This window comes from Glaciecola punicea ACAM 611 (assembly GCF_000252165.1).
GTDB classification, from domain to species: domain Bacteria; phylum Pseudomonadota; class Gammaproteobacteria; order Enterobacterales; family Alteromonadaceae; genus Glaciecola; species Glaciecola punicea.
The window spans coordinates 167574-185338 of sequence record NZ_BAET01000033.1 but is presented as its reverse complement, the minus strand read 5'-3'; the positions used below and the strand labels follow the sequence as shown (position 1 = coordinate 185338).

13 protein-coding genes are annotated in these 17765 nt (G+C 46.8%); 5 read left to right on the top strand and 8 right to left on the bottom strand.

Features of this window, described 5'->3' with window-relative positions; genetic code table 11:
• Positions 1 to 117 precede the first annotated feature (117 nt).
• On the top strand, positions 118 to 1212 hold the full coding sequence (locus tag GPUN_RS13225; RefSeq protein WP_006007671.1) for an FAD-dependent oxidoreductase: 1095 nt from the start codon (positions 118 to 120) through the stop codon (positions 1210 to 1212).
• A gap of 13 nt (positions 1213 to 1225) precedes the next feature.
• Here GPUN_RS13225 and GPUN_RS13220 read toward each other — a convergent pair whose 3' ends face one another.
• The 8 genes from GPUN_RS13220 to GPUN_RS13185 all read right to left on the bottom strand — a co-directional run bounded on the left by GPUN_RS13220 (position 1226) and on the right by GPUN_RS13185 (position 11733).
• Positions 1226 to 1864: a CDP-alcohol phosphatidyltransferase family protein gene (locus tag GPUN_RS13220; RefSeq protein WP_006007668.1), complete on the bottom strand. Its 639-nt coding sequence runs from the start codon at positions 1862 to 1864 to the stop codon at positions 1226 to 1228.
• On the bottom strand, positions 1858 to 2520 hold the full coding sequence (locus GPUN_RS13215) for an ATP-binding cassette domain-containing protein (protein WP_006007666.1): 663 nt from the start codon (positions 2518 to 2520) through the stop codon (positions 1858 to 1860). The genes GPUN_RS13220 and GPUN_RS13215 overlap by 7 nt, the downstream gene beginning before the upstream one ends.
• A 3-nt stretch (positions 2521 to 2523) precedes the next feature.
• Entirely contained in the window at positions 2524 to 4230 is a 1707-nt protein-coding gene (locus GPUN_RS13210; protein ID WP_006007664.1) for an ABC transporter permease, read from the bottom strand.
• Positions 4227 to 5561 carry an ABC transporter substrate-binding protein gene (locus GPUN_RS13205; RefSeq protein WP_006007661.1) on the bottom strand — a complete coding sequence of 445 codons (1335 nt, stop codon included), beginning with the start codon at positions 5559 to 5561 and terminating at the stop codon, positions 4227 to 4229. Before GPUN_RS13205 ends, GPUN_RS13210 begins: the two co-directional genes overlap by 4 nt.
• 12 nt (positions 5562 to 5573) lie before the next feature.
• Positions 5574 to 6398, bottom strand: a complete 825-nt coding sequence (locus GPUN_RS13200; RefSeq protein ID WP_006007660.1) for a DUF547 domain-containing protein — start codon at positions 6396 to 6398, stop codon at positions 5574 to 5576.
• 4 nt (positions 6399 to 6402) lie between these two features.
• Complete coding sequence (locus tag GPUN_RS13195) at positions 6403 to 8556, bottom strand: dihydrolipoyl dehydrogenase family protein (RefSeq protein WP_006007658.1); 2154 nt, start codon at positions 8554 to 8556, stop codon at positions 6403 to 6405.
• A 12-nt stretch (positions 8557 to 8568) separates the two neighbouring features.
• A complete protein-coding gene (locus GPUN_RS13190) occupies positions 8569 to 10935 on the bottom strand; it encodes a TonB-dependent receptor (protein ID WP_006007657.1) in 2367 nt (788 codons plus the stop codon).
• A gap of 75 nt (positions 10936 to 11010) precedes the next feature.
• Positions 11011 to 11733: a DUF1499 domain-containing protein gene (locus tag GPUN_RS13185; RefSeq protein ID WP_006007655.1), complete on the bottom strand. Its 723-nt coding sequence runs from the start codon at positions 11731 to 11733 to the stop codon at positions 11011 to 11013.
• 553 nt (positions 11734 to 12286) lie between these two features.
• Here GPUN_RS13185 and GPUN_RS13180 point away from each other — a divergent pair.
• Genes GPUN_RS13180 through acnD form a run of 4 tightly spaced genes read left to right on the top strand, consistent with a single transcriptional unit; the run spans position 12287 to position 17721 of the window.
• A complete protein-coding gene (locus GPUN_RS13180; RefSeq protein ID WP_006007653.1) occupies positions 12287 to 13006 on the top strand; it encodes a GntR family transcriptional regulator in 720 nt (239 codons plus the stop codon).
• A gap of 13 nt (positions 13007 to 13019) precedes the next feature.
• Positions 13020 to 13910, top strand: a complete 891-nt coding sequence (gene prpB / locus GPUN_RS13175) for a methylisocitrate lyase (protein ID WP_006007652.1) — start codon at positions 13020 to 13022, stop codon at positions 13908 to 13910.
• A gap of 44 nt (positions 13911 to 13954) precedes the next feature.
• Positions 13955 to 15079 (top strand): bifunctional 2-methylcitrate synthase/citrate synthase, encoded by a 1125-nt coding sequence (gene prpC, locus GPUN_RS13170; RefSeq protein WP_006007651.1) that lies wholly within the window; start codon positions 13955 to 13957, stop codon positions 15077 to 15079.
• 35 nt (positions 15080 to 15114) lie between these two features.
• Positions 15115 to 17721: a Fe/S-dependent 2-methylisocitrate dehydratase AcnD gene (acnD, locus tag GPUN_RS13165; protein WP_006007650.1), complete on the top strand. Its 2607-nt coding sequence runs from the start codon at positions 15115 to 15117 to the stop codon at positions 17719 to 17721.
• Positions 17722 to 17765: the final 44 nt, after the last annotated feature.

Below are 17765 nucleotides of genomic sequence, written 5' to 3'. Positions count from 1 at the left end.
CCTAGCTTAGGATTTATTGTATCTTTAATGATAATGGAGATTTGCCATAGCGACAAAACTATAGTGCTTCGCTGAGAAAACGCGTTTTATATCATGTCATACAACCAATGGAAACCTATGAAACCAACACCGTATTCGCTCATTCTCGCAGGCGCCGGTCATGCTCATTTAGTGGCAATGCGGCGCTGGATAGAAAATGGATATAATCCGCCACAGGGTACTATATTACTCAGCCCCAGCCCTAAAGCGTGGTATTCGGGGATGATGCCAGGGCTTATTGCAGGACGTTTTACGAGTGACGAATGTGCAATTGATTTGGCTCCTTTGTGTAAAGCCTGCGAAGTGGAGCTTGTCATTGGCGAAATTGCTGATCTTAACGCTGCTAAGCGCCGAATGAAGCTGACAAACGAGCAAGTTCTAGAATATGAATATTTGTCATTAAACGTAGGTTCGGTGCCGCCTCAGCCATTGCATAACGATGGCAGTATTAGCCTAGCCCCGGCAAAGCCCTTCGCTGGTTTTAACGAGCATTGGCAAGTATGGCGTAAGCGTAACGAATCTATGCAGCTGGTCGTATTGGGCGGTGGTGCGGCAGCGTTTGAGCTTGCTTTAGCCTTACAAAAGAGCTTGCCACAAGCACAGCTATCGTTAATTTGTAGCGGTGATTTGCTAAGCGGCTATTCGAGGGGCCTGCGACACAAAGCCATAAAAATTCTTGACGAGCGCGGTATTAAACGACATAAAAATACGCGAATTGATAGTATCGCCAACGGTTGGCTAATTAGCGGCACACGGCAAATACTGCAGGCCGAAGCGCTTGTAATAGCAACGGGCGCTGCCGCGCAGCCTTGGCTGGCTAGTTCTGGGTTGAAATGCGACAATTCAGGCTTCGTGGAAGTTAGCAATAGCTTACAAAGTCTAAGTCATCCTGAGGTCTTGGCCAGTGGTGATTGCGCCAACCAAACCGGCGCAGCACATTCTGGTGTGTACGCGGTCAGACAAGGATCGGCTTTAAGTCAAATTATACCGGCATTATTAGACAGCGACACCTTGCGCGAATACAAGCCGCAAGCACGCGCGCTGGCTTTGCTTGCTACCGCTGATGGCGGCGCACTTATGCACTATGGTCGGTTCAGCGCCGGTGGGCGATTACTTGGTATGTACAAGGACTATTTAGATAAGGGCTTCATGGGGCGACACACGATAGATTAAACTATAAACGCTGTTATTCTTCGTTTGTAGGCTCTACCGCCTTTTTTTGAAGCGTAAAGTAGCCGCCATAAACACGGGTAAATATAGTAATGCTGCCCGCAAGCGCAAAGCCATACGCTAACCATGAAAAATGCTGCGGCCAGATACAAAAGGCGACGAAGATTAAAATAGTTTCCGTGCCTTCGGTTAAGCCATGTAAATAATAAAAGCTCTTGTATTCAAACTGCGGCTTGCTTAGCTGATACTTTTCAGCCGGAATTGCAAAGGCTAAAAAACTTGAACCAGTGCCCATAAACACGGCTAATAAAACGGCTGCGGGCAAGGCATTTTGGGCGGGATCGGCCAGTGCAAAACCTACCGGCACGGCGGCATAAAAAAGAAAGTCTAAGCAAATGTCTAAAAAGCCGCCGGCGGCGCTGCTAGAACCTTGATGACGCGCAAGAGCCCCGTCTAATCCGTCTAAAATGCGATTAATTACAATGGCCGTTAAGGCTAAATACCAGTGCTGAAAGGCCAGTAAAGGCAGGGCTAACATGCCAATTGCAAAGCCCACCACGCTTAATTGATTAGGGGTCACCTTGGTCTTTGCTATTTGTTTAACAAGCGGCGTTAATAATACTTTTACAACTGGGGTGATAGAAGCATCTAACATTGTTTATCGGCTCCTGTTGTTGACAAATTAATCACCCGACCGCCTGCGGCATCGGCATCGCTTTGATCATGAGTGACTAATATAGCCGCCAAACCACGCTGGCGAATTTGCGCAAATACTAATTCTCGTGTTGCCTGCCTAAGCTGGCTATCGAGTTTACTAAAAGGCTCATCTAGCAAAATCACGCTTGGTTCGTTTAACAGCACTCGCAATAGTGCAACGCGAGCTTGCTGCCCGCCTGATAAAGTTTTAGGCGCGCGTGCCTCCATTCCTGATAAGCCAACACAGGCCAACGCGTCTAACACACGCTGCTTTTTACTACTTGATTTACCCTGCTGCATGCCAAATTCAATATTGCCTGAAACGCTTAGATGGTTAAACAACAGCGGATCTTGAAAAAGAAGCGCGGTGCGTCTTAAATGACTGGGAGTTTGCGTTATATCTTGAGCGCCTACTAGTAGTTTACCACTAGCACGAAAAGCGGGATCTAACATGCCCGATAGCCAGCTTAACAAGGTTGATTTACCGCTACCCGATGGCCCCATTACGGTCAGTATTTCGCCTGCGGCCACGCTTGCCTCTATGCTAAGTAAAAGCGTGTCGCCTTTATAAATCTGCAAGTTTTCAATGCGTAAGAGCTTGCTTGTGTTATCCATTATTTATTGCCTTGGCCGAAAAATAAGTTTAGGAATGAGCCATGCGAGTATAAAACCAACGACAGGCAGCAGTATTTGTATTATGACATAAACCGCGCTTAGGCGTCTGCTGGCGCCACTGGCAATAGCAACTGCTTCTGTGGTTAGTGTATTGATGCGTCCGCCGCCTAATAGCAAGGTTGGCAAATATTGACCGAAGCTCACAGCCAGCCCAAGCGCGCATGAAAACAGCATAGGCGGCAGTAACTGTGGCAGCTTTACGGCGTAAAAAACCTTAAAGGGTGAACAACCTAAAGAGGCTGCCACCTTGGCATAGCGCAAATCGAGCTTGCGATAGCTTATCGCTAAAGACAAAAACATATAGGGCATAACGAACAATAAATGCCCCAGTACCACGGCGCTAAATACTGCCTTAACACCCAGCAGCTCTTTTACCCATACAATGCCAAATAAGAAGGCAACGTTAGGCACTAGCAAGGGCAAATAAACCATCAGGCTGGCAGCAGAGCCTAATTGGGTTTGGTGCTGTTGCTCAGCCTCTAATGCAAACAGTGTAAAAAATAGCGCAATAGCCGTGGCGGTAATGCCCACTAAAACCGTGTTGGTAATAGTTTGGGGAAGCTGCTGCAAAGCGCTGTTCCAGTGTAGGCTGACTAATTGGTCAGGGTAGGCATTTGGAAAAGGCCAAAAGCCTGCAAAAGACCAAAGCACAAGCCCAAGCAGCGCTAAAACGATGAAGAAAAGCACTAGAAAGGTTGTAGTATGCGTCAGTATTTTCCAGCATAAATCGCCATACTGTCGGCGCCCATTTGTGAATGTGGAAAACCCAAATCGTTTTACACATTGCTCTAGCAGCCGCCACGTTAATAATACGCTTAACGTTAGCGCAATTTGTATCAGTGCGCCTGCCGAGGCCTTTATTCTCAGGCTTAGGTCTACATCGTTAAACCACTGCATAACGGCAACCGCAAGGGTCGGGGGCGAATTGGGTCCTAAAATTAACGGGATTTCTATACTGGCACTGGAATAGGCTAAAATGGCATAAATAGGCAGGCGCATGAAGGGATAAAGACTCGGTAAAACGGCCTTGCAAAAGGCTGTAAAAGGGTAATAACCAAGGCTAAGCGCCATCTTATATTGTCTATTTATAAGCTGCTTTATTTCGTTTTGCTGCATGGCGGCTAGCGCCATTAATAAAATGAATGGCAGCTCTTTTAAAGTAAGCCCTAAAATGATGCTCAATCCATAAGGGTCGTTGGGCAACAACACATCAGGCGGTAATTCGGCGCCGCTTAGCCATGGCGAAAACAGTCGCATAATTAAACCTGATGGGGCAATTAGAAACCCAATGGCAATAGCGGCGGCCGCATGTGGAATGACGAGTATAGGCCCTAAAATTCGCTGTATGTGGCCAAGTAGTCTAGAGTTGAAATAATTGCCGAGTATTAAGATACTCAAGATGACCGCAAAAAGTGTGCTTATAAAACTCGTAAAAAAACTCAAGCCAAGCATATTAGTCCAGCCTGGGGTATGAAAAAATGCTGCAAAGCCGCGTAGGTTAATCGTGTTTTCACCAAGCGCAGGCAGCCAACCAAAAGCGGGTAGTATAAGACCTAATAAGCCGGCAGCAACAGGCACTAGCAGCAGGCTTATTAGTATTCGCGGGCTCAAGCTCACCCAGCGCGTGAAAAACGACGGCTGAATAATCATTGCTTAGCCCCATATCGTTTTTCCCATTGTGTGGTAATTACCGCATTCCATGAAGGATGCGGCTCACTCAGCGAAGGGCTGCTGTTGTTGGCAGGCAAAGCGCTTGGGTGGCGCTTTGAAGGGTGAAACATTAACTGCTGCTCAGGCGATAGCATGCTTAAATCTAGCACTGTGCGGTCGCCCCAATTGCTTGGCTGCTGCTTTTTTGCCTGTGCTTCTGGGCTCATTAAAAAATTAGCGACTACTTTGGCAGCTGCTTTGTGCTGAGCGTTAAAGGGGATTGTCACAAAATGTACATTGCTTAAGCTTCCGTCTTTCATGGCGTAACTTTTAATGCTAAGGGGCAGCTCAAAGCGTTCAACTGCGCCGGGTATGTCGCCCCCAGAAAATGTAAAGCCTAGCGTCAGTTCGCTGTCGTCTACTAAGCGTCGTATGCTGGCGCCATTGCTAAGGAAGTATTGTCCTTTACGCCATAGATACGGGTGAAGTTGGTCCAGAAATTGCCATAGTGGCGCGAGCACAAGTGCTTGGCTTTGGGCCGTAGGCGGCTCGTATAGCTGTGCAAGAATAGCGGGTTCTTGCTGCTGGCTAAGTATAATTAAAGCGTATTTTAAAAAGCTTAAACCCAAAAAATCGGGCGGTTTAGCGTAGGTAAAACGCCCCGGGTTAAGCTTGCTCCACCTTAACAGTGCTGGCAGTGTTTTAGGTGGTGATGAAGTATGCGCGCTGTCATAGTAAAAGGTGAGGGCGGCTTTTCCCCAAGGCGCTTCCATGCCGTTTGTGGGCATACCAAAGTCCATTGTTACCGCAGGGTTTTGGTCGGGGTTGGTGAGTGCAAAATTGGGAAGAAGACCAAGCCATTGCGCTTCAAGCAAATTGTTTTGCGCCATGGTGGCAAAGTTAAGCCCGTTTATCCATAAAAGGTCAACTTGTCCTGCCGTAGTATTGCCCGCTGATGCCTCGGCAAGCACTCGGCTGACCGCGTCGCTGGTTTGTGCGAGTTTAACGTGCTGCATATTAATTGCGTATAGGGTGTTAACGCGCTGGGCTACCCACTGCAGGTAGCGGTTAACCTGCGGATCGCCGCCCCAAGCATAGAAATAAACGCTCTGGCCTCGCGCCTGTTGCACTAGCTGGGTAAACTGCGTTTGGGTAACGCTTGCTTTAGTGTCGATTGCTTGGGTGTCGATTAAAAGTGGGGCTTTGAGAGGCTCAAGCGTTTTAAGTGTCTTAAGCGTTTTAAGCGCGCCCTGAGCGCTAATGAGCGGACAAAACAACAGCAGTATCCACATGAAGATTAGGTAAGATGGCTTATTTTCCATCACGCGCACAGTATTGTCAGCCTATCGTTTTACATCGTTTAACTGCCAATCGTAATCTAGGTAATCTGTTTTTACTTGCTCACTTTGCAATAATGCACGCTGTTCAGGGCTCAGGCCAAGAGTGTCTGCATAAAGCAGTACAAACGATTCTAGGCTGTTGGCACTTCGAAAACCTAACTCAAAATCATTTTTGTACCACTTAAAGATAGACGATAAATTTAACGCCTCCCCTTGCATGTTATTGCGACTCCTATCGGATAAAAAGCGCAGCGTTTGCTGTTCTAACTGCATATCGAGTTTACTTGCTTCATACGCTTCTTCACGCAGGGCCGGGCAGCCTATACTGGCGCAGTTAACCGCAAAATGTATGCGCGGCTCTTGGTATTTGTTGTCACCTCTTATGAGGTCATGCTCAATATCGTCAAGGCTAAGCACCTTGCCAAGTAAAGGTATAAAGGATTTTTTCCAAGGTGAGCGAAAAAAGCTGCCTAAGTCTTTAATAGAATCAAGATTAGGATATTCGGTTAAAATAAGCTCTACGGTCCATGCATTATAGGCGTTAAGTAAAAATGCTAACTGTTTGGCATCATCCCATGCAGCAAATTCAGCTTGGGTGACTTGTTCAAGGGCATTAAGATAGTTTTTTAACGCGCTTCGCTGGGCTAAAAAACCGGTATAGTCGACGACTGTATTGTGGCTTTGCGCGGTTGGGCTTACGTGCTCAGCCAGCAGCGTAGACCAGTCGTCGTGAAGTGTTTTTGTTTGCGCAGAAAATGCCAACATAGCCAGTAGCACAACAGTGGCGGCTACATAGCGTTTTACCCACACTGGCATGAATATTCGCATACTATTATCCTCTTCTAAACGCGTGATACTTTTCAAGTAAACTGAGTACTTTTTCAGGCGCATGCGCACGTTTCCACTCGCCCGCCGCAAACTTGCTGCTTTCAGCCCACGTGGGGTAGCTATGAATAGTGCCCAATATTTTTTGTAGCCCCAAACCGTGCTTCATGGCCAGCACGAACTCGGCAATTAAATCGCCTGCGTGCTGTGACACAACCGTCACGCCTAAAATTTTGTCTTTGCCTTTGGGTGTGATGACTTTGATGAAGCCTTTGTTGGCACTTTCACAAATGGCGCGGTCAAGCTCTTCAAAATCATAGCGCGTTATCTCATAGTCAATTTCTTGATCAATCGCGTCTTGTTCATTAATACCTACGCGAGCCACTTCGGGATCGATGAAAGTGACCCAGGGGATCACGCGGTAATCTACTTTGAATTTTTTGAAGGGGCCAAACAAGCTATTCACCGCCGCATACCAGCCATGATGAGCGGCCACGTGGGTAAACTGATAGGGCCCCACAATGTCGCCGGCGGCTAAAATGTTCGGGTATTTGGTTTCTAAAAACGCGTTAGTTTTAATAGTGCGACCGCTTTCAATCCCCAGTACATCTAAACCATACCCTTCAAGGCGAGCGGCGCGGCCAACGGCGCATATTAACGCATCGTACTCTATTGACAGTTCTTGTTGCTGATGTTTCACCACAATGAATTTTTTACCGTCGTGGCGTTCAAAACGCAAAGCTTCGTGCTCGGTTAGCACATTTACACCGCTGTCGCGCAAACTTTGTTTAGCAAACGCAGACACCTCGGTGTCCTCTTTTGACATAATACGCGTGGCTAACTCAATTTGAGACACCTCGCTGCCAAGGCGTGCAAATGCCTGCGACAGTTCGCAGCCTATAGGGCCGCCGCCTAGTACAACCAGCTTTTTAGGTGTATTTTCTAGCTTTGCAAACTCAAGCCACATGGTGTCACTGGTTACATAGCCAGAATCTTCGATGCCGGGTAAGGGTGGTATAAAAGGACGAGCGCCGGTGGCAATAACGATATTACGTGCGCTTAAGCGTTGCTTGCTGCCGTTGTTTAGGGCAATGTCTACGGTCCACGGATCAACAAAGGTAGCGTAGCCTTTAAGCACTTCTACGCCTAAATTGGTGTAGCGCTCAACGCTGTCATGCGGGGCTATTTCGGCAATGATATCGTGTACGCGCTGCATCACGTTTTTAAATGAAAAGCTGACCTTAGTTTCATCAAGTCCATATTTTTGGGCCTCTTGAAATTGGCTGACGATTTTAGCACTTTTAATCAGCGCTTTGCTGGGCACACAGCCGTAATTCAAGCAATCACCGCCCATTTCTCCTGCTTCAATTAAGGTCACTTTTGCCTTAACCGCCGCGCCAATATAGCTGGTGACTAAACCACCCGCGCCCGCGCCGATCACAATCATATTGCGGTCAAAGCTTTTGGGTTTATGCCAGCCTTTATACACGCGGCGTTTTTTTATAAGGTTAATAATCGCTTTGGCTATTAGCGGAAAAACACCCAGTAGAACAAAGGATAAAATAAGGTCGAACGACAAAATACCCTGCAGGCTGTTAAGCTGGGCAAGCTGGGTACCGGCGTTTACAAACACAAAGGTACCTGCCAGCATACCTAGTTGGCTGACCCAGTAAAAGGTCCATGACTTTATCGCCGTAAGGCCCATTAGTAGGTTAATTAAAAAGAAGGGAAAAAGAGGGACTAGGCGCAGTGTAAATAAGTAAAACGCACCTTCTCTTTCAACGCCTTTGTCTATTGCCGTTAAGCGCTCAGGAAACTTTTTCTTAATGGTGTCTCTTAATATATAACGAGACACTAAAAATGCTAAAAGAGCCCCTATGCTTGAGGCAAAAGAGGCTAGTAGCAAGCCTTCAAACAAGCCAAACAGCGCGCCTGCCGTTATGGTCAGTATGGCGGCGCCGGGCAGTGAAAGCGCTGTCACTACCACATATATTAAAAAGAAGCCACCCAAGACTAAAACAGGCGAAGCATCGCGCCACTGCCTGAAATCGTCGATGGAGTTTTTAAGGCCGTCTAAGGTGAGGTAGGTATTTAAATTGAAGTAAAAGAAGCTTGCGATCAGCGCCGCTACCACCACCGCAATGGTTAATTTTTTATACACGTAGACTCTTCCTTAAAATGAGTAGCTTAGCTTAACTTCGCCGTGAATGGGCAGCTCTGGAAACACCAGTGTTGACCCAAAAAATCCGCCTTCAAACACGGGCCGCCAATTCTTTTCGTTGGTCACATTGTTTAGGGTAAAGCGCAGGGCGAGCTGCTCGCTAAACAGATAGCGAGTATTAAGATCGAGGGTAAACTGGTCGCGTATCAGCACTGTAGCCAAAAAGTCCAAGGGGTAGCTTTTTGTATAAATACCGGAGAAGCCTGCTGACCATTTTTCGTTAATATTAAGGCCGCCGTTTAGCCCTAGGCTTTGCTGCGGGATCCCTTGTACTTGGGTGTTTGACGCAGCAAAAGGGGTGAAGTTGGGCGAACCAAGGCCCGTGCCTTGAATAATATCAGGACGGGTGTTGTCAAAAGCATCAGCTACTTGGCGCGATCCTTGGCTGGTGGCGCTGTTGTCATAACGTGCATCTATATAGGTATACCCGGCGTTAAACCAAAAGCGCTCGGCGGTATAAAAAGCTTGTAGCTCTAGGCCTGTTGCGCGCACGCCTGTGTTGCTGCCGTCGCGATTGCGTAAGCTTCGTCTTTGATTAAACCATGCGCCGTCTACATACCAATGGCTATCACTGGGCGCATACTTTATACCCGCTTCAAACAAGCTATTGTTAGTCGCAAAATTTAATTCGTTGATGGTGTTGTCGCTGCCAAGGACATTGCCGCCAGCCATACTGTTTGATGTGGCTTCGTTATAACTGCCCGCAATATACGACGTTAACGAGGCAGTAATAGCATAGCTAACGCTAATTTGAGCAGACTGCAATATTTCATTAATGCTGTCAGATACCGGCATTTGCCCCTGAGGTGCAATGGGGTCTTGGGCTTTTACATCATAATAGTCGAGCCTGTAGCCTAGGCTGGTGCTTAGTTCATCTGTCCATTGGCTGTCGTGCTGCACGGCTAAACCTGTTTGCCAACTGCTTGAGTCGGTGGTGTCTGAGAGCGAAAAGTCCCCTGCGCCGTCGCCGTTAATATCGTATTGCCCGCCGGGTGATACAAATACCCCTGGGCGTAATTCAACCAAGCGCGCTTGTTGCTCGCTAGTAAGGGGGATACGCCGATTCATAATAGGTCCGGTTAGATCAATTGGTGCATCGGCTTCGGTAGTGAACTGACTGTAGCCTAATACGCTGTTATAGCGCACGTCAAACGCGATGATACTTTGCTGACTGTGGTGCCAGTCGTAAGCTAATTCGGTGCGGTTTTGCGCGGTATTAGCCGCGTCAATAATTTCTACAAAGCTATTTTGGGCGATGCTTTCACGCTCAAGATGCTGATAATATGTGGTGTTTTTAAGTCGAGCATTATCGCTTAGTTGGCGCCTGTAAATACTGTGGACTAGGAAAGTTGTGGCGGTATTGATATTGCCTGGATCGGTCAACACTTGGCTTCGGTTTATGCGCACTTCCCCCGTTGGCGAGATAACCGAGCCTGCTCTGGGAATTAAGCTGCCATTAGCCTGAGCGCCTTGGCCAGTAATATATAAGCCCTTGTCAATGAGGTTTTGGGTGGGGCGGTTTATGCCGGCGTTGTCGGTAAATTCCACGTCATAATATTCAACGTTGATATCCCATGTGCTGTCACTATTGGGTACTAAGCGAAAAGCGCTGTAAAGGCTGTCGCTTTTATACCCGCTAAAATCATAAAAATCGCCGTTGTCTATGCGTTCATAGCTTAGCCGTAGCCCGCTTTTATTGTCAACCAAGACCTTGGAGGTATCTATTTGGGCGCGGTAGCTGTCCCATCGGCCCGCGGAGAGTGACATTTTGCTGTCTTGCTTGCTTACGGATGCACGTTTGGATTGTAAGTTAACAAAGCCGCCGTTGCGCTGACTGCTGCCAAACAGCACAGGAGGCGGCCCTTTCACCACGTCAACTTGTTCAATAGCGTTAAATGACAGCGGCACACCAAATCCGTTATTACCGGCTTGACGCCTCACACCATCTTGCAAGAGCTCACCTAGCTGACCTCTAATTGTAGGCAGGCTAGGCGCGCCAAAACCACTTGCCGCATAAGTACTTGGGCTCACAGCCAAAATATCTTGCAAAGTGGTAATGTTAAGCACTTCCATCATCTGCGCCGAAATAGGGGTTACCGAGCGCGCAATATTTTGGATAGATAGGCCATCTCCAAAAGGCCCGTCAATTAAGCTTTGCTTAGGGGAAAGTAATGCGGCGTTAGAGGCGTTGCCGGTAACCTCAATTACTTCAATTTCTTTATCGTTTTCTTGCTGTGCGAAGGCTGTCGCGCAAAAAATCGGAAGCAAAACCGACAGGGCCCCTAATGTGCAGCGCAATGAAGACGCATTTTTTTGCATGTTTGATAATATCCGAATAGGTGGTTTTGGACGTTAGCAACTGATTTTTGACCAGTTGCTATTCATCATTAAATTTTAGCGATTGAATTGGTCTTTAAAGCCTTGAATTCTTTTTGCATTAGCGCCCAAGTCACTGCGCCCGACTCTAGATACTGAGCGTAAATCGACGTTGGTAGTGTTGGGCGTTTCAGAATCAGCTTGCACTCTAATAACGATGTCATCTTTAAACTGCCACAGCGTGGTTGTTTGTGTCGCTTCAATAATACCCATATCTTCATTTATATTAACAATTTCCCAGCCTAAGCTTTGTGCTACGCCCAGCGCTTTATCAAAGCTGTCTTGCACACTTGCACTCACGTTCATGGTTTTGATGTTTGGATATGCCGCTTGCTGCAGCTCGGCTAAATTTCCGTTTTCAATACTGTAGGCTAAGGGATTAGCGCTGTCACCGCGAATGGCTACTATGGCGTCAAACCCAGGAGGATTAAGTACATCGGTTGAAATGTTATGGATAGCAGGAACGGTTCTGGCAACGTATACCTGAATGCCTAGGCCAACGATGGGGATTAAGCTTATTGCCACGGCAATAACAGCGTTTCGGCCGCTAGCGGGTTTAGCACGTCTGTGCAAAACAAAAACAACAAGGCCCGCTATGAGTACGATAAGGGCTAAATAAAAGGTGTAATTGAGGATCTGAAAACCGGTGCCAAATCCGTAAAGACCTATGCGAAAGCCGATTAATGCAAGGGGAAAGCCCAAAGCGCTTAGCACTGCAAGCCATTTAAGTACTTTACTCATAATAAATATCACCGTTAATTATTTGATTAGTATGCAAAACATTTTCATTCATATTACCACTAACACAGCGCAATTAGAACAAACAGGAGGCTGTGCACAAAGATATCGCCAAGAGTCTCTAGTTTGGTGATTTATAAGCTGCGTGGATAAATCTACCATGGCATGCGAGTTGCTGGCAGGTTGAAGCGCTAGACTGTCTGGTTTACAAGCTTCACAACGCTATCTTTGTGGATAAGCTAATTTGCTATCGATAAACTACAATAACGGCATTTTAACAGTAACTTTTAACCGATTATTGTGTTTTTATATCTATAAGGGTAACAAACTACTTTTTTAAAGCTTTTTTTATGCGTATTTACATTTCTGTTGCTCCAGTACGTAATCTACTATTTCCCATAATATTTTAAAACACTTAGCGCCTATATTGTCGACAATATCTGTTTTATTAACTTGATTAATTAAATATTTTCTTTATTATAGCCCGTTATAAAATTTACATGTCGACAATATTGTGGCATTTTGGTAGTAATTAACACTTGGTTTATTCACTCATATGAAAATAACTAACCCGACTCAACAAGCAGCGGTGACCACTGCCGACAAAGTATTTCAACAAATGCAGCATGCCATTGTTGAAGGTGAAATTGCTGCCGGGAGTAAAATTAGTGAGCCTGAGTTAGCTAAACGCTATCAAATTAGCCGCTCAACCCTGCGTGAGGCCTTAAACCGTTTAGAAAAGTGTCACCTTATTGAACGAAAAGCCAACGTGGGTTCGCGCGTAGTTACCTGCACTATTGAAGGTTTGCTAGAGCTATACATTACTCGAGAAGCACTTGAAGGCATGGCGTGTCGCCAAGCTGCCAAAAATATGAGCGACGAAGAAATTTTGCATATGCAAGATATGCTAAAAATTCACGCCCAAACGCAAGATCTCAAAGACGGTGTTGCCTATTATCAAGAAGAAGGCAATCTCGATTTCCACTACAAAGTGATTTTAGGGAGTCACAACAAGCAGTTAATCGAACTGATTTGTGGCCAGCTATATCACTTGGTGCGCATGTATCGCTGTCAATTTGGCATGCATAGCCCTAGAGCCAGTCGCGCTTTTGATGAACACGCCAACATTATCCAAGCCATTGCAGATAGAGATGGGGAGCTAGCAGAAATGCTCATGCGTCGTCATATTGCTGCATCGCGTAAAAATATTGAAAACAAAATAGCCCAAGAAATTGCTCATAAAGAGCAAGCAAACATTGTACTCATTAAGTCTTAAGAGGAAATACATTATGACAAGTCCATTATCTGCTGGCGCGAAATTTCGTCAAGCCTTAGCCAATAACAAGCCCTTACAGGTTGTGGGCACCATCAATGCATACAGCGCAATGATGGCCCAGCAAATAGGCCATCAAGCCATTTACTTGTCGGGCGGCGGTGTAGCGAACGCCTCTTATGGCTTGCCCGACCTTGGTATGACTTCATTAAACGATGTTATTGCCGATGTGCAGCGCATTACGGCAGCGTCCAGCTTACCCTTACTGGTTGATATTGATACCGGTTGGGGCGGCGCATTTAATATAGCGAAAACAATCCGTGATATGGAAAAAGCAGGCGCGGCGGCAGTTCATCTTGAAGACCAAGTTGCGCAAAAGCGCTGTGGTCATCGCCCTAACAAAGAAATTGTGGCTACTGATGAGATGGCAGACCGTATTCGCGCCGCCGTGGATGCACGCATCGATCCTGATTTCTTTATTATGGCGCGCACCGACGCCTTCGCGCAAGAAGGACTAGACGCTGCAATAGCGCGCGCTAAAGCCTATGTGGCAGCCGGCGCCGACGGTATTTTTGCAGAGGCGATAAAAACCGAAGAACACTACCGCGCGTTTACCGAAGCCTTAGATGTGCCAATTCTTGCTAATATCACTGAGTTTGGTCAAACCGAACTGTGGAACAAAAAGGAGTTAGGTGAGTGGGGCTGCGCTATGGTGCTTTATCCACTCTCCGCGTTTCGTGCCATGAATAAAGCGGCTGAGTCTGTGTATAAAACATTGCTTAAAGATGGCGATCAAAAAGCAGAAATTGGCAACATGCAAACGCGTATGGATTTATATGACTATCTTGGTTATCACGATTATGAGCAGAAGCTAGATTCGCTATTTGCTAATGGCAAAAATAAGTAATTACACTGTAAAAAGTACAAAAATATTAATAAGAGGAAACTACCATGACAGAGAAAAAGATTAATAGTGCGGGTCTACGCGGTCAAAGTGCAGGCGAAACGGCGCTTTGTACCGTGGGCCAATCGGGCAGCGGATTAACTTACTGCGGTTATGACGTATCTGACCTAGCCGACAATGCTACCTTTGAAGAAGTCGCTTATTTATTATTTAACGGTGAATTACCCACTACAGCTGAGTTAACGCAATATAAAGCCGAGCTACTGGGATTACGCGATATTGGGCAGTCACTAAAAGACGTGTTAAAACTAATCCCCAAAGACACTCATCCTATGGACGTTATGCGCACGGGCTGTTCATTTTTAGGTAACGTTGAGCCAGAAGCTGATTTTTCACAGCAGCGCCAAGCCGCAAACCGTTTACTCGCCGCCTTCCCAGCAATTATGTGCTACTGGTATAGATATTCACATGAAGGCCTTGAAATTGACTGTAGCAGTGACGAAGCATCACTAGGTGGCCACTTTTTACGCTTGTTAAATGGCAAAACGCCGTCTGCGCAGCATGAGCGTGTAATGGACGTATCGTTAATTTTATATGCTGAGCACGAATTTAACGCCTCTACTTTTACCGCACGTGTTTGCGCCTCTACTTTGTCTGATATGTACTCTTGTATTACCGGTGCAATCGGCACTTTGCGTGGCCCACTTCACGGTGGTGCTAACGAAGCGGCCATGGATATGATCCAGAAGTTCAAATCACCAAGTGACGCAAAAGTGCAAATGGCCGCAATGCTTGAACGTAAAGAAAAGATTATGGGCTTTGGTCATGCTATTTACCGCACGTCCGACCCGCGCAACGTCATTATTAAAGCGTGGTCTGAAAAGCTAGCGAAGCAAAACGGTGATACTTCACTATATGATATTTCTGTTGCCTGTGAAGAATTTATGTGGGACAGCAAAAAGTTGTTTTGTAACGCTGATTTTTTCCATGCGTCTACCTATAATTATATGGGTATTCCTACCAAGCTGTTCACGCCTATATTTGTGTGCTCACGCTTAACGGGCTGGGCTGCGCACGTGATGGAGCAGCGCTCAAATAATCGTATAATTCGCCCAAGTGCCGATTATGTTGGCGCAGATCCAAGAAAAGTGATACCCATCGCGCAGCGCTAAGCTAGCAATCACTAAGCTCAACAAGGGATTACATTATGAATTACGATTATCGCAAGCCACTTCCTGGCGCCAATATTGATTTTTTCGATACCAGAGCCGCCATAGAAGACCTCAGCCCAGGCGCTTATGCAAAATTACCCTATACATCACGTGTACTTGCTGAGCAATTAGTAAGGCGATGCAGCCCTGACACCTTAAGCGACTCGTTAAAGCAAATTATTGAAAACAAGCAAGAGCTTGATTTTCCTTGGTATCCCGCGCGTGTTGTGTGCCATGATATTTTAGGCCAAACAGCCTTAGTTGACTTAGCCGGCCTTCGCGACGCGATTGCTGATCAAGGCGGCGACCCATCTAAAGTTAACCCCGTGGTACCTACTCAGCTTATTGTGGATCACTCCTTAGCAGTAGAAGCGCCGGGATTTGATCCGCAAGCCTTTGATAAAAACCGCGCTATTGAAGATCATCGTAACGCACAGCGTTTTCACTTTATTGAATGGACCAAAACAGCGTTTAAAAACGTGGACGTTATTCCTGCCGGCAACGGCATTATGCACCAAATTAACTTAGAAAAAATGTCACCCGTTATTCAAGTGCGCGACGGCGTCGCCTTCCCCGATACCTGCGTAGGCACCGACAGCCACACGCCGCATATCGACGCGCTGGGCGTTATTGCCATTGGCGTTGGCGGCTTAGAAGCTGAAACGGTTATGCTGGGTCGCCCCACTATGATGCGCTTGCCTGACATTATTGGGGTGCATTTGAGTGGTAAACGCCAGCCTGGTATTACCGCCACCGACATAGTGCTGGCCATTACGGAGTTTTTGCGTAATCAAAAAGTGGTCTCTGCCTATTTAGAATTCTTTGGTGAAGGCGCGAGAAGCTTAACCATTGGCGACAGAGCCACTATTTCAAACATGACGCCTGAATACGGCGCCTCTGCGGGTATGTTCTATATTGACGCGCAAACCATTGATTACTTAAAAATTACCGGCCGTGAGCCAGAGCAAATCGCCCTAGTAGAAAATTATGCCAAGCATACTGGCCTGTGGGCTGACGATTTGCTTGACGCGCAATATGCACGCGTGCTCGAGTTTGATTTATCAAGCGTAGGGCGTAACTTAGCTGGCCCTTCAAACCCGCATCGTCGTTTGGCCACAGCCGATTTAGCGTCCAGCAACATTGCAAGAAACCTAAGCGATTGTAAAGCCCAAGAAGCCAAGGGTGAAATGCCCGATGGCGCCGTTATTATTGCGGCTATCACCTCGTGCACGAATACGTCTAACCCACGTAACGTGGTGGCAGCGGGTCTTATCGCCAAACGCGCTAACGACTTAGGCTTAGTGCGTAAACCGTGGGTTAAAACGTCATTTGCACCGGGTTCAAAGGTGGCTAAGCTTTATTTAGAAGAAGCCGGTCTTTTATCTGAAATGGAAAAATTGGGCTTTGGTATTGTCGGTTACGCCTGCACAACCTGCAACGGCATGAGTGGCGCCCTTGACCCAGTCATCCAAAAAGAAGTCATTGATCGCGATTTATACGCAACCGCTGTTTTGTCAGGCAACCGTAACTTTGATGGGCGTATTCACCCTTATGCAAAACAAGCCTTTTTGGCATCACCGCCTTTAGTTGTTGCTTATGCAATAGCCGGCACCATTCGCTTCGATATTGAAAAAGATATACTAGGACAAGACCAACACGGTAATGACATTACCCTAAAAGACATTTGGCCAAGCGATGAAGAAATTGATGCAATTGTAGCGTCGTGCGTGAAGCCTGAGCAGTTCAAGAAAATTTACACGCCCATGTTCGATTTAGGCTCGTTTGAGCCGGCCGAAAGTCCACTATATGCATGGGATGAAACCAGCACCTATATTCGTCGTCCTCCTTATTGGGACGGTGCGCTAGCGGGTGAACGCACTATGCAAGGCATGCGTCCGTTAGCAGTACTTGGCGACAACATAACAACGGATCACTTATCGCCCTCAAATGCGATTCAGTTAGACAGCGCCGCAGGTGAGTACTTGCATAAAATGGGCTTGCCAGAAGCGGATTTTAACTCTTACGCAACCCACCGTGGCGATCATTTAACTGCCCAGCGCGCAACCTTTGCTAACCCCAAATTATTTAACGAAATGTGCAAAGACGCTAACGGCGAAGTAAAACAAGGCTCTTTAGCCCGTATAGAACCCGAAGGTCTTGAATCGCGCATGTGGGAAGCTATTGAAACATATATGGCGCGTAAACAACCCTTAATCATTATTGCCGGCGCCGACTATGGTCAAGGCTCTTCACGAGACTGGGCGGCAAAAGGCGTGCGCTTAGCCGGCGTTGAAGTGATCGTGTCAGAAGGTTTTGAGCGTATTCACCGCACCAATTTGGTCGGAATGGGCGTGTTGCCACTTGAATTTACGAAGGGTGAAACTCGTCATACTTACCACATTGATGGCACTGAAACGTACGATGTTAAGGGAACAACGGCCGCCGGTGGTGCAATGACCGTGGTGATGACGCGTAAGAACGGTGAAGTGGCAGAAATACCTGTGAAATGTCGTTTAGATACAGCTGAGGAAGTTTCAGTATATGCAGCTGGCGGTGTTCTGCAAAAGTTTGCGAATGATTTTCTTGAAGCGACTGTCGCCTAGCCATTAATCGTCGCCTAGCCATTAACCGTCGCCTAGCCATTAAC